Source organism: Poseidonocella sp. HB161398, from assembly GCF_005870025.1.
Taxonomy (GTDB): domain Bacteria; phylum Pseudomonadota; class Alphaproteobacteria; order Rhodobacterales; family Rhodobacteraceae; genus Mangrovicoccus.
The window spans coordinates 127,105-139,567 of the sequence record NZ_VATA01000008.1 but is presented as its reverse complement, the minus strand read 5'-3'; the positions used below and the strand labels follow the sequence as shown (position 1 = coordinate 139,567).

The following is a 12,463-nucleotide window of genomic DNA, read 5'->3' as shown; positions in this document are numbered from 1 at the left end:
ACCGACATGACCCCCCCTACCCGCCAGATGCGGCAGGAAATCCGCGACATCCCCGCAGCGGCGCAGCGGCTGCTCGACGAGGGCCGCGCGCCGCTCGAGGCCGCGGCCGCCGCGCTGGCCGAGCGCGACCCCGCCTTCCTCGTGACCGTCGCCCGCGGCACCTCGGACCATGCCTGCAGCTTCCTCAAATACGCCATCGAGATCGAGACCGGCCGCCCCGTCGCCTCGGTCGGCCCCTCGATCGCCTCGGTCTACCGCGCGCCGCTGAAGCTCGCGGGCGGGGCCTGCCTCGCTGTGTCGCAATCCGGCCAGAGCCCGGACATCGTCGAGCTGGCCAGCGCCGCGCGCCGCGGCGGCGCGCTGAGCCTGGCGCTGACCAACACCGCCGACTCGCCGCTGGCGCGCGCCTCCGACCATGCGGTCGACATCCTCGCCGGGCCCGAGCTGGCCGTCGCCGCCACCAAGACCTTCGTCAATTCGGTGCTTGCCGGGCTCATGATCCTGGCGCGCTGGACCGGCAATGCCGCGCTCGATGCCGCGCTCCTGCGGCTGCCCGAGGCGCTGGAGACCGCCGTGGCCGAGACCTGGCCCGGCTTCCGCGAAGCCGTGGCCGAGGCGCCGGCGCTTTTCGTCCTGGGCCGCGGCCCCTGCTACGCCATCGCCCAGGAGGCGGCGCTCAAGTTCAAGGAGGTCGTCCAGATCCAGGCGGAGAGCTATTCCTCGGCCGAGGTGATGCACGGCCCGGTGGCGCTGGTCGGCGAGGGCTATCCGGTGCTCTGCCTCGCCGCGGGCGACGCCGCTGCGCCGGGGCTGGCCGAGGTCGCCGACCGGCTGGCCGGGATGGGCGGGCAGGTTTTCGCCACCACCGGGCTGGTGCGCGAGGCGGTCGCCCTGCCCCATGTCGAGACCGGCCATCCGCTGACCGACGGGGTGGCGCGGATCGCCTCCTTCTACGCCATGGTCGAGGCGCTGGCGGAGATGCGCGGCACCGATCCCGACGCGCCGCGCAACCTGCGCAAGGTGACGGAGACGGTATGACCCGGAGCCCCGCGCGATGAGCCCCGCGGTGATCGCGGTCGATGGCGGCGGCACGCGCTGCCGGCTGAGCCTCGACGGCCGGGTGACGGTGGAGACCGGCCCGGCCAATCTCGTCTCGGACCCGCATGGCGCGCTCGCGCGGCTCCGCGCCGGGCTGGGCGATCTGGCCGACGCCGCCGGGCTGCCCGCCGCCGCGCTGGCGGAGATCCCGGCCTATCTGGGGCTGGCGGGCTGCCTTTCCTCCGGGCTCGGCGGCAGGATCGCGGCAGAGCTGCCCTGCCCGGTCCTCGCCGTCGAGGATGACCGCCCGGCCGCGGTGCGCGGCGCGCTCGGCAGCGCCATGGGCGGGCTGGCGCATTGCGGCACCGGCTCCTTCCTGGCGCGGCGCAGTGCCGAGGGCATCCGGCTGGCCGGCGGCTGGGGCGCGATCCTCGGCGACGAGGCCTCCGCCGCCTGGACCGGCCGCCGCGCGCTCTCGCGCACGCTCGATGCCGCCGACGGGCTGACCGCGCCGAGCGGACTGACCGAAGGCCTGATGCAGCGGCTCGGCGGGTCCGCAGGGATCGTCGCCTTCGCCGCCGGGGCAGGCCCCGCCGCGCTCGGCAGCCTCGCCCCCGAGGTCACCGCCCGCGCCGCCGAGGGCGACCCGGTCGCGGCGGGCATCCTCGCTGAGGGCGCAGGCCACATCGCCCGAGTGCTTGCCGCGCTCGGCCACCGCCCCGGCGATCCGCTCTGCCTCACCGGCGGGATCGGCCCGGCCTTCGCGCCCTACCTTCCGGACGGTCTGCAGGCCGGGCTCCGCGAGCCCGCGGGCACGCCGCTCGACGGCGCGCTGGCCATCGCCCGCGAACTGGCCGGGCAACAGCAGGGACGACGCGCATGACCCGCCGCATCCTGGCCGGAGGACCGGTCTTCGACGGCACGCGGCTGATCCCCGAGGGCTGGGTGGCGGTCGAGGCGGGCCGCATCGCCGCGATCGGCGACGGCCCGCTGCCCGCAGGCGAGCGTTTGGATCTGGCGGGCGGGATCCTGTCGCCGGGCTTCGTCGACCTGCAGGTCAATGGCGGCGGCGGGCGGCAGTTCAACGACGACCCCAGCACCGGGACCCTCGCCGTCATGGCCGCCGCGCATCGCCGGCTGGGCAGCACTTCGATCCTGCCGACGCTGATTACCGACAGCCCCGATATAACCCGCCGCGCCATCGCGGCCGTCGGCGAGGCCGTAGCCGCGGGCATCGAAGGGATCGCTGGGCTGCATCTCGAGGGGCCGCATCTGGCGCTGTCGCGCAAGGGCGCGCATGATCCCGCGCTGATCCGGCCGATGGAAGACGCCGATCTGGAGCTCTACTGCCGGGCCGCTGCCGAGCTGCCCGCACTTCTGGTCACGCTCGCCCCGGAATCGGCGAGCGAGGCGCAGGTGGCGCGGCTGGTCGCGGCCGGAGCGGTCGTCTCGCTCGGCCATAGCGACGCGGATTACGACACGGCCTGCCGCTATGCCGCCGCCGGGGCGCGGATGGCGACGCATCTCTTCAACGCGATGAGCCAGCTCGGCCATCGCGCGCCGGGGCTCGCAGGCGCCGCGCTGTCGCTGCCGGAGCTCTCGGCCGGGATCATCGCCGACGGGGTGCATGTCCATCCGCAGATGCTGCGCCTGGCCTTCGCCGCCAAGCAGGGGCCCGGGACGCTCTTCCTCGTCACCGACGCGATGGCGCCGGCGGGGACCGGGGAGGCGGGCTTCACCCTGAACGGCCGCTGGATCGCGCGGCGGGACGGGCGGCTGACCCTGGCCGACGGCACGCTGGCGGGGGCAGATCTGCAGATGGTCCATGCGGTCGGCCGACTGGTCCGCGAGGCCGGCCTGCCGCCCGGGGCCGCGCTGGCCGCCGCCACCCGCCTGCCCGCCGCGCAGATCCCGGCGCTTGCCGGGCGCGGCACGCTGCGGGTCGGCGCCCCGGCCGAGCTGATCCGCATCGAGCCCGATTTCTCCGCCGCAGCGCCGCTTCCCTGAGTCACCGGCAGAGATTCTAAAATGGCGGACATTATTCGTTCCGTTGCCCGTCGCGGGCGGCGGAGGGATCACGGCCGACCCCGGATCCGCGCCATGAAGCGGCCCTTTTCCGCGGAAAATGTGTCAGGACTCGTGACCAGAACTCCCCGCAACCACCTGAATATACTTAACTGTTCTGCCCCCTGACGGGCTCGTGAAGGCGCGGGCGTGCAAACCCGTGCAGGACGGGCTTGTCCTGCGGGTATAATTTATGACATTATAGAAAAACATCATACTGGCCGGAGCGGCCGGGCCGGAATCCCAGGAGGAGGGAGCCCGGCCGCGGACCGGCGAAGCGCGTTTTCCAAGGGAGGAGAAACCATGCACAGACGACAGCTGCTTGCGGGAATGACGGCGATTGCCGCGGCACAAGCCCTGCCCGTCCGGGCCGATGAGGCGGCCTGGCCGGTGAAGCGGGTGCAGATCCTGGTGCCGGCCTCGCCGGGCGGGATCACCGATTCCTCGGCACGCACCTTCGCCCGCGCGCTGGAGCGCGCCGCGGGCGTCACCGTCTCCGTGGTCAACCAGACCGGCGGCGGCGGCGTGGTCGCGCTGCAGAGCGTGGCGTCGGCCCGGCCGGATGGCAGCACGCTGCTGATCTTCCACGCGATGCTGCATGCCGCGCATCTCTTCGGCCGCTCGCCCTTCACCTACGAGGACTTCACCCCGATCTCGACGCTGAGCCAGGCGAATGACGTCTATGTCGCCCGCGCCGACGCGCCCTTCAGCACCCTGCCCGAGCTCTTCGAGCATGCCCGCACCCATCCCGGCGAGGTGATGCTGGCCTCCCAGATGGGCGGTACCACCCAGGTCAAGGGCGACGCGCTGGTCAAGGCCTCGGGCGGGACGCTGAAAGTCGTCGATGCCGGTCCCGAGGCCGAGCGGCTGGCCGCGCTGATCGGCGAGCAGGTCCAGGTCTCTTCGATGAGCGTCGCCACCGCGCAGCAATATGTGGAATCGGGCGATATCAAGGTGCTGGCCGTGCCGACCGCCAAGCCCGACCCCTTCGCGCCCGACTGGCCGACGGCGCAGTCCCAGGGCGTCGATATCGACTTCCCTCTGACGCTGGAGCTCTACGGCCCGCCGGGCATCGCCGAGGGGCCGATGTCGAAGATCGCCGCCACGATGCAGGCCATCGCCGCCGATCCGAAATTCGCCGAGGAGATGAACCGCATCCGCCAGACGCCCTATATCCTGTCGCCCGACGAGACGGCGGATTTCGTGGCGAAGGAATTCAGCTTCGTCGACTCCATGATCAACTGACGGGGCGGACCGGCGGGCCCATCCGCCCGGCCGGTCCCCCTGCCTTCCGGCGAGGTCCGTCATGAACCCCAACCGTTTCGCCGCGCTCGCCTTCTTCGGCGTGGCGCTGGTCCTGATCCTGTCCAACCGCACGCTCGGCACCATCGACATGGCGGGCGATCCGGGCCCCTTGCTGATGCCGCGGCTGGTCGGCGGGCTGATGCTGGCGCTGTCGGTCCTGCTGGCGCTGGCCCCCGCGCCGCGCGCCGCCTCCGGCGAAGAGCCGCCTGCCCCCGCGACCCCGTCCGCGCTGCCCCTGCCCGCGATTGCCGGGCTGGTTGCCGCCGCGCTCTGCTATGCGCTGCTCTTCTCGCGGATCGGCTTCACCCTCTCCACCGCGGGCTTCCTGACCGCCGCCATCCTCTGCTTCGGGCCGCGCGGACCGCGCGCCATCGCGGTTGCGGCCGCGACCGGCGCCGGAGTGGCGCTTGTCCTCGGCTTCCTGCTGCAGACCGTGCTGGGCGTCTACCTGCCCGGCGTGCTGGTCTGACCGCGCGAAAGGACCCTGACCCATGTTCCTGCAATTTGCCGAAAGCTTCGCGGCGCTCCTGCATCCGCTGCAGCTCCTGCTGATGTTCGGCGCCGCCGCCATCGGGCTGTGCTTCGGCGCGCTGCCCGGGCTGAACGCGATGATGGCCGTGGTCATCATGCTGCCCCTGACCTATGTGCTGTCGCCCGCGGCCGGGCTCGCGGTGCTGATCGCCGCCTATGTCGGCGGCATCTCGGGCGGGCTGGTCTCGGCGGCGCTGATGCGCATCCCCGGCACGCCCTCTTCGGTCGCCACCACCTTCGACGCCTTCCCGCTGGCGCGCCAGGGCAAGGCCGTGAAGGCGCTCGGCACCGGCATCGTCGCCTCCTTCATCGGCGGGGTGATCAGCCTGGCGATCCTGATCGCCTTCGCCCCGGCGATCAGCCGCGTCGCGGTGCGCTTCGGGCCGTTCGAATACACCGCCATGACCGCGCTGGCGCTGACGCTGGTCGGCGCGCTGGCCGGGCGCAACATGGTCAAGGGGCTGCTGGCCGCGCTCCTGGGCCTTGCGCTGTCGCTGATCGGCTTCGCGCCGATCGACGGCACGCCGCGCTTCACCTTCGGGCAGATGGACATGATGGCGGGGATCGGGCTCGTGCCCTTCATGATCGGCCTCTTCGCCATCCCGCAGCTGATCACCGAGGCGCTGAGCCCGCCGAACCGGCCGAAGCTCGACGTGACCGAGCGCGGCATCGGCGTCACCTTCGCCGAACTGCGCGCCAATGCCGGGAACATCCTGCGCTCCTCGCTGATCGGCACCGGGATCGGCGTGCTGCCCGGGATCGGCGGCGGCGCCTCGAACCTCGTGGCCTATGCCGCGGCGCGCAAGCGCTCGAAGACGCCCGAGCGCTTCGGCACCGGCGCGGTCGAGGGCATCTATGCCTCGGAATCCGCGAATAACGCCTCGATCGGCGGCGCGCTGCTGCCGCTGCTGACGCTTGGGATCCCCGGCGACGCCGTCACCGCGATGCTGATCGGCGGCTTCCAGATCCACGGGCTGCAGCCGGGACCGCTGCTGTTCCGCAACCAGCCCGACGTGATCACGGCAATCTATGCCGCCTTCCTGATCTCGGCGCTGATGGTGCTGATCGTGCAGCTGACGACCATCCGCATCTTCCCGCGGGTGCTCCTGACGCCCAAGCGCTTCCTGGTGCCGGTGCTGCTGGTCCTGTCGGTGATCGGCGCATACGGCGCGGACAGCCGGGCCTTCGACATCTGGATCATGCTGGGCGTCGGGCTGCTCGGCTTCGGGCTGGAGAAGATGAACTTCCCGCTGGCGCCGATGGTGCTGGGCTTCGTCCTCGGCCCGATCCTCGAGCAGAACCTGCGCCGCGCGATGATCTATTCCGACGGCACGCTGACGCCCTTCCTGACCCAGCCGGTGGCGGCGGCCTGCACGCTGGCCTGCGCGGCGGTGATCCTTCTCAACCTCTGGCAGGCCGCAAGACGGAGACGCCCCGCATGAGCATCGCCACAGACGACACCCCGGCCATGCCGCTGCCCGCCGCGAAGGAGGCGCCGCCGCCGCCGCCCAGGCTGCCGCGCCGGATGCGCCGCATCTACTCGCTCGAGGATCTGGAGCCCGCCGCCCGCCGCTTCCTGCCACGGCCGATCTTCGGCTATGTCGAGGGCGGCGCCGAGACCAATGCCTCGCGCGGCGACGCGCGCGCGGCCTTCGAAGAGATCGGGCTGGTGCCGCGGATCCTTGTCGATGTCTCCTCGCGCTCGCTGGCGACCGAACTGATGGGCGAGCGCTGGGAGATGCCCTTCGGCATCGCGCCGATGGGGGTCTCGGCCCTGACCGGCTACCGCGGCGACCTCTCGCTCGCCCGCGCCGCCGAGGCGGCCGGGATCCCGATGGTGATCAGCGCCGCCAGCCTCATTCCGCTGGAGGAGATCCGCGCCGCAGCGCCGAGGGTCTGGTACCAGGCCTACCTGCCGCGCGAGGAGGAGGAGATCCTCGCCCTGCTCGCCCGGGTGGAGCGCGCCGGGATCGGCACGCTGGTCGTCACCGTCGACACTGCCGTGGTGCCCAGCCGCGAGAACAACCTGCGCACCGGCTACAAGACGCCGCTGAAGCCGAACCTGTCGCTTCTGCTCGACGGGCTGACCCATCCGGCCTGGGCCGCGGGCACCTTCCTGCGGACCTTCCTGCGCCACGGCAATCCGCATTTCGAGAATGCCGGGCCGGGGCGCGGGGCGCCGCTGCTGTCGCGTCAGGCGGTGCGCGACTTCTCGGGGCGCGAGTTCCTCGACTGGGACATGCTCCACCGCGTCCGCGCGCGCTGGAAGGGGCGGCTGGTGCTCAAGGGGCTGCTGCATCCCGGCGACGTGGCGCTGGCGCGCGAGGCAGGCTGCGACGCGGTGGTGCTGTCGAGCCATGGCGGCCGCCAGCTCGACTACGCGATCTCGCCGCTCAGGGTGCTGGCGGCGGCGAAGGCCGTCTCGGGCGGCATGCCCCTGATGCTCGACAGCGGCATCCGCCGCGGCACCGACATCCTCAAGGCCTTCGGGCTCGGCGCGGATTTCGTCTTTCTCGGGCGGCCGATGAACTATGCTTCGGCGCTCGGCGGCGAGGCCGGGGTCGCCCACGCCATCGGATTGATGCGCACGCAGCTGCGCGCCGATCTGGGCATGATGGGACTGCTGTCCATGGCCGAGATGGGGCCGGGGCAGCTGCTCCATGACGGGTTCCGCCAGCTCCCTGGCTGAGCCCGCCTCCCAGGGCGGTGGCGGCGGGTCTCAGCCGCCGCCGCCCGTCAGGGCCGGATCGCGCTCATGGGCGAAGATGCGCTCCTTGCCGCGCTGCAGGTGATAGGCCATGTAGTTGCGCGCCGCCTCGGCATCGCGGGCCTCGATCGCGCGCAGGATGGCGGCATGCTCTTCCATCACCCGCTCGGAGCGCGCCGCGAAGTTCTTCGGCATGGTCTGGCGGGCATAGGTCATCGCCCCGGCATAGGTGCGCCGCAGCGCCGCCATCGAATCCCACAGGAAGTTGTTATGCGCCGCGCGCAGCACCGCGTAGTGGAATTCCAGGTCGTGCCGGACATCCACGTCATTCGCGGCGAAGGCGGCCTGCTGGTCGGCATGGGCCTTGCGCAACCGCTTCAGATCCGAGGGCTCGGCACGGCGCGCGGCCAGCGCGGCCGCCTCGCGCTCGATCAGCTCGCGGTATTCGAGAAAGCGCTGCACCTCGGCGACCGAGACCGCCTCGGGCGCGCTGAGCACCTCGCGCGCGGGCTGCTTGAGCACTTCGCATTTCCTGCCCGGCGAGGAGGAGATCACCCCGTCGGTCTTCAGCCGCGACATCGCCTCGCGCACCACCGTGCGCGACACCGCGAAGGCGGCGCAGAACTCGGCCTCGGTCGGCAGGCTCTGCCCGGGCTTCACCGCGCCGGAGACGATCAGGCGGAGGATTTCCTCGTAGGCCTTGTCGCTCAGGGGCATGTCGGCCGTCTTGGCGATCGGCGACAGCGTCCGGAGCGCGGCCTCTGCCACCGGGTCGTGAACTTTCCTGCGCGGCATCGGCCTTCCTGCTGTCCCTGCTCTTCCGCCCCACTCTAGGAGAGGCGCCGCGCGGTTTGAATAGAAGATCGCGCGGCGGAGGCGGCGACAGCTCAGCCGCGGGCCGCCAGCTCGCGGGCATGGATGCCCAGCAGGATCAGCCCGGGCCAGAGCATGTAGGCCTCGATCTCCAGGTTCTCGCCGAAGGACAGCAGCACGATCGTCATCATCACGCTGAGCGGCAGCCGCCCGCGCGGGCCCCGCGCCGCATCCGTCAGCGCCAGCAGCGTCTGCCAGACGAGCGGCACCAGAAGCGCGGCGAAGCCCGCCACGCCCTTGACGAAGAGCAGGCCCCACCAGGTGTGATGGCTGCCGATCGGCATGTACTCGACCACATGCGGGCCGGGATGCACGGTGCCGTGCCCGGTCCAGAACGCCTCGGCCTGCCAGCGCTCGCCCGCGATCCGCTGCAGCGTTTCGCGCACCCGGGTGCTGTCGGCGCGGGCGCCCTTGAAGGCGGCCACCGCATCCAGCGCCGCCCCGCCCACGGCCGAGCCGATCACCGCGAAGGAGGCGGCCACCGCGGCCAGCGCCTGCCAGGCCCAGCCGCGCAGGATCAGCGGCATCAGCCGCGGCCCGGCGGTGCAGGCGACGAGCCCGACGAGCCCCATGCGCGACTTCGAGAGCAGGATCATCGTCACCCCCGCGGCCACGCCGATGGAGCGCCAGCGGATGTTGCGCTCTTCCAGCGCGAAGCAGACCTGCAGCACGCCGAGGAGCGCGGCGAAGGGCGACCAGGGGGCGTAGAACTGCCAGCGCGGCGTCCAGCTGCCCGGATCCCAGGTGAAGAGGAAGACCGAGAAGTATTCCGGCCCGGGCCCGCCCACCGCCTTCAGGGGCGAGGTGAAGATCCGCTCGGGCAGGCCGAGCTGCGGCGCGGCGAAAAGGATCGGCGTCAGCGCCAGCGTCCAGAGCCCGACGACGCATTGGCCGCGCACCAGGATCTCGCGCCGGATCGGCAGCACGGCGCCGGCCAGCGGAAACAGCGCCAGCAGCGCCCAGCCCTTGGCCCAGCCGATCGAGGACTTGATCGTCTGCTTGGTCCCGAGCCCCCAGTCGGCATGGCCCGCCCAGAGCGCGACCAGCATCGCCGCCATGCCGATGAACCAGCCCCAGACCACCGGCGGCACCGGCCCCGTGGGGCGCAGGTCGGCCCGGATCGCCGGGCCGAGATAGAGCGAGAGCACCGCCAGCGCCGCCAGGCACCAGCCGAGCACCGGCCCGACCAGGTAGAGCGCGCCGACGAAGTAGAAGGGCCAGGTCCAGCGCAGCGCGGCGAAGGCCATGGCCTCGGCCGGGTTGGCCGGGACCAGGGGCGCGGCCGCCGGAGCGGCCGGGGCGAGGGAGACGGCGGCGGCGCTCATTCCGCGGCCGCCAGGATCGGGGCCGGGGCGCGCTCGGGCGCGCTGGCCAGCAGCCGGTCGATCAGCGGGCGGCGCACCCAGCCGAGGAAGAGGCCGAAGCCCAGGAACATCGTCCCCGCCACGCCCGCGGCAAAGGCCATCAGCCGGTTCGGCGAGGAGGGCGCATCGGGCAGCGAGGGATCCTCGAGCACCTGCACCAGCGGATAGGAGGCATAGAGATCGGTCTTGGTCGCCTGGCTGCGCGCCATCGCGGAGGCGAAGACTGCCTCGGCCACGGAGAAGTCGCGCTGCAGATCCTCGAGCCGGGCGGCGGGCTCCAGCAATTCGCGGCGGCGCGCCTCGGCGCGCTCGAGCCGCTCGGACATCGCCGCCACCTCGGCTGCGAGCCCGGCGCGCTCGGCCTCGGCCGTCACCAGGTCGCTCAGGAGCGCCGCGCGGTTGCCGACATGCGACAGGTCGAGCCCGCCGAGCGCGTCGCGGTCGAGCCCGGTCAGCACTGCGGCGCGCAGCATGGTCTCGCGCTGCGCCGCCTCGAAGCCGCCCTGCGCGGTGGTCACCAGCGGATGGCGGGCGCCGAACTGCGCCTGGACCTGCGACAGCTCGGCGGCCTGCTCGGCCATGCGGGTGGCCAGCGCGGCAAATTCGGTATCCGCATGCAGCCGCAGCGCCGCCGCCGCCAGCGCGGGCGTGGTGCGCAGCGCGGATTGCAGTGCGCGCACCGCTTCGGTCTTCTCCGCCAGCGTCGCCGCGAGATCGCGCAGCCTTTCGCCAAGCGCATCGGTCTCCGCCGCCAGCGCGCGGTACTGCTCGCCCGAGACCAGCCCGGTGGCGCGCTGCAGCGCCGAGATCTCGGCTCGCGTGGTCTGCACCGAGGTGCGGTATTCGGAAATGGCGTCGCCCGCGCTAATCTCGCGCATGGAGATCTCGTCGCTGCGCAACGCCTCGATCTCGGTGAAGAAGGCGGCAAGCAGCGCGTCGCCCCGGGCCTTCGCGCCCTCGGCGCTGCCATCGGTCAGCGAGACATGGATCAGCCCGGTCTGGTCGACCAGCTCCACCCGCGGCTTGCCGAAGGCCTCCGGCGCGACGCCGACCGAAAGGGCGGCGGCATCGAGGATGCGCTCGGCGCCGAGCAGGCGCTTGTAGGTCTCGGTCGGGCTGACCGAGGAGCTGGCGAAAGGCGAGCTGGAGGAGGAGGAGGCCTGGCCGATGCGGTCCAGGTTGACCGAGGCCGAGGCGCCCGAGCCCGGCAGGATCAGCGACATCTGGGTGCGGTAGCGCAGCGGCGCCTTCGCCAGGTAGAGCCCGATCGGCGCCCAGAGCGCGGCGGAGCCCAGGAGGAAGATCAGCGCATAGCGCGGCAGCCGCCCGCGGTCGAGCAGCCGCCCGCCGCGCAGCAGCCGGACGGGGGAGATCTGGGCGGGCTTGTGGCGGAAGAGCTTCGGCAGGCGGGGCATGTCGGGCGATCCTCGGGGCTGGGGGAACGGTGCGCCCTTCCCTATCGCAGACGCTCCGCCCGCGCGTCCGCGCCGGGGGATGGCCCCGGGGAAATAGGGCCAGCGCCCCTATACGGACGGATACCCGCGCCCTGCGGAGGGAGAGCCTGCGCCCTCTTCCCGACGGTCATGGCGCGGGCTGTCCGCCCCGCCGCCGGCAGCCGGCCGCGGGAAAAGGAGACCGGGGCGGCCATCGGTCCGAGTCCAGCCGCGGCCCGTGCCGGACATGGCAGCCCCCTCGGCAGGGCGGTGAAAAAATCCGGCTGGCCGCGGAGCTCGAGGCGAAATCGGGGAAATTTCCGTGGGCAGCGAGACTTGCCCAACTCGGGCAGCATTCCCGACCGGATCCGGGACGGTTTCCTCCACGGCTCCGCCCTGGACTCCTTTTCCAGCACCGTCTTGACGGTCCGGGACCGCCTTCCCGGTCCGGCACAGGGCGTTTCAGCCGCCTGCTACCGGCCCGCCTTGCGGATGAGCGGATAGCGGAAGACGTCGTTGGGATAGGCCTCGCCGCCGATGCGGAACGCGGTGGTCCCGACCCGCTCGAATCCCTGCCTCAGGTAGAAGCCGATCGCCGGGGCGTTTTCGGAATTGGTGGCCAGCCAGACGTCCGGCGCCCCCGCCTCCCGCGCATGCGCCAGCCCCGCACGCAGGAGCGCCCGCCCGAGCCCCCTGCCATGATGGCGCGGCTGGACGTAGAGCGTCGATATCTCCATGTCGGAGCAGCCCGGCACCGGAGCGGGGCGCCCGCGGCTGAGGCGGATGAACCCGTCGGGACCGTCCTCGTTCTCGGAGACGGTCACATGCTCGTCCGGATCCGCGAGCAGGCCGGCGAACCGGGTCGCGGTGAATTCGCTCAGCGCGAATTCGGCGAAGACGGGACTGACGCCGCGGCGGATATAGGTGCCGAGCCAGACCTCGATGGAAATGGCGGCGAGGACCGGCGCGTCGGACGGTCGTGCAGGACGGAGTTTCATGCGGCGGGCTCCCGGATGGTCCCGGGCGGTCTAGGGGCATCCGTCCACGGCGGCAATGAGCGCGATTGTCCCCAGTGCCCGCGCCCCCGCCTGCACGGGCGGCCGGTCCGGGACATCACGGCCGACGGCGGCAGCTCTGTTATGGCGGGG

11 protein-coding genes are annotated in these 12,463 nt (G+C 72.3%); 7 read left to right on the top strand and 4 right to left on the bottom strand.

All coding sequences use genetic code 11. The features are described 5' to 3' along the window. The first annotated feature begins 6 nt into the window (after nt 1-6). The 7 genes from FGX59_RS08985 (at nt 7) to FGX59_RS08955 (ending at nt 7,627) form a co-directional block, all read left to right on the top strand. Nucleotides 7-1,038 carry an SIS domain-containing protein gene (locus tag FGX59_RS08985; RefSeq protein WP_138466193.1) on the top strand — a complete coding sequence of 344 codons (1,032 nt, stop codon included), beginning with the start codon at nt 7-9 and terminating at the stop codon, nt 1,036-1,038. Between the two features lie 16 nt (nt 1,039-1,054). Beyond that, entirely contained in the window at nt 1,055-1,921 is an 867-nt protein-coding gene (locus FGX59_RS08980) for a BadF/BadG/BcrA/BcrD ATPase family protein (RefSeq protein ID WP_138466192.1), read from the top strand. After that, a complete protein-coding gene (gene nagA / locus FGX59_RS08975) occupies nt 1,918-3,045 on the top strand; it encodes an N-acetylglucosamine-6-phosphate deacetylase (protein ID WP_138466191.1) in 1,128 nt (375 codons plus the stop codon). Before FGX59_RS08980 ends, nagA begins: the two co-directional genes overlap by 4 nt. A gap of 360 nt (nt 3,046-3,405) precedes the next feature. Next, nucleotides 3,406-4,347 carry a tripartite tricarboxylate transporter substrate binding protein gene (locus FGX59_RS08970; protein ID WP_138466190.1) on the top strand — a complete coding sequence of 314 codons (942 nt, stop codon included), beginning with the start codon at nt 3,406-3,408 and terminating at the stop codon, nt 4,345-4,347. Nucleotides 4,348-4,408: 61 nt separating this feature from the next. Then, nucleotides 4,409-4,876 (top strand): tripartite tricarboxylate transporter TctB family protein, encoded by a 468-nt coding sequence (locus tag FGX59_RS08965; protein WP_138466189.1) that lies wholly within the window; start codon nt 4,409-4,411, stop codon nt 4,874-4,876. A gap of 22 nt (nt 4,877-4,898) precedes the next feature. Then, nucleotides 4,899-6,380 carry a tripartite tricarboxylate transporter permease gene (locus tag FGX59_RS08960; protein WP_138466188.1) on the top strand — a complete coding sequence of 494 codons (1,482 nt, stop codon included), beginning with the start codon at nt 4,899-4,901 and terminating at the stop codon, nt 6,378-6,380. After that, nucleotides 6,377-7,627: an alpha-hydroxy acid oxidase gene (locus FGX59_RS08955; protein ID WP_138466187.1), complete on the top strand. Its 1,251-nt coding sequence runs from the start codon at nt 6,377-6,379 to the stop codon at nt 7,625-7,627. Before FGX59_RS08960 ends, FGX59_RS08955 begins: the two co-directional genes overlap by 4 nt. Before the next feature lie 30 nt (nt 7,628-7,657). On the opposite strand, the gene FGX59_RS08950 is transcribed toward FGX59_RS08955, so the two are convergent. The 4 genes from FGX59_RS08950 to FGX59_RS08935 all read right to left on the bottom strand — a co-directional run bounded on the left by FGX59_RS08950 (nt 7,658) and on the right by FGX59_RS08935 (nt 12,313). Further along, the gene (locus FGX59_RS08950) at nt 7,658-8,440 is read right to left on the bottom strand and encodes a FadR/GntR family transcriptional regulator (protein ID WP_138466186.1); all 783 of its coding nucleotides are present in this window, start codon (nt 8,438-8,440) and stop codon (nt 7,658-7,660) included. Between the two features lie 92 nt (nt 8,441-8,532). Further along, nucleotides 8,533-9,843 carry an O-antigen ligase domain-containing protein gene (locus FGX59_RS08945; RefSeq protein WP_240722340.1) on the bottom strand — a complete coding sequence of 437 codons (1,311 nt, stop codon included), beginning with the start codon at nt 9,841-9,843 and terminating at the stop codon, nt 8,533-8,535. Then, nucleotides 9,840-11,297 carry a hypothetical protein gene (locus tag FGX59_RS08940; RefSeq protein ID WP_138466185.1) on the bottom strand — a complete coding sequence of 486 codons (1,458 nt, stop codon included), beginning with the start codon at nt 11,295-11,297 and terminating at the stop codon, nt 9,840-9,842. Before FGX59_RS08940 ends, FGX59_RS08945 begins: the two co-directional genes overlap by 4 nt. 491 nt (nt 11,298-11,788) lie before the next feature. Continuing rightward, nucleotides 11,789-12,313 (bottom strand): GNAT family N-acetyltransferase, encoded by a 525-nt coding sequence (locus tag FGX59_RS08935; RefSeq protein WP_138466184.1) that lies wholly within the window; start codon nt 12,311-12,313, stop codon nt 11,789-11,791. Nucleotides 12,314-12,463 lie beyond the last annotated feature (150 nt).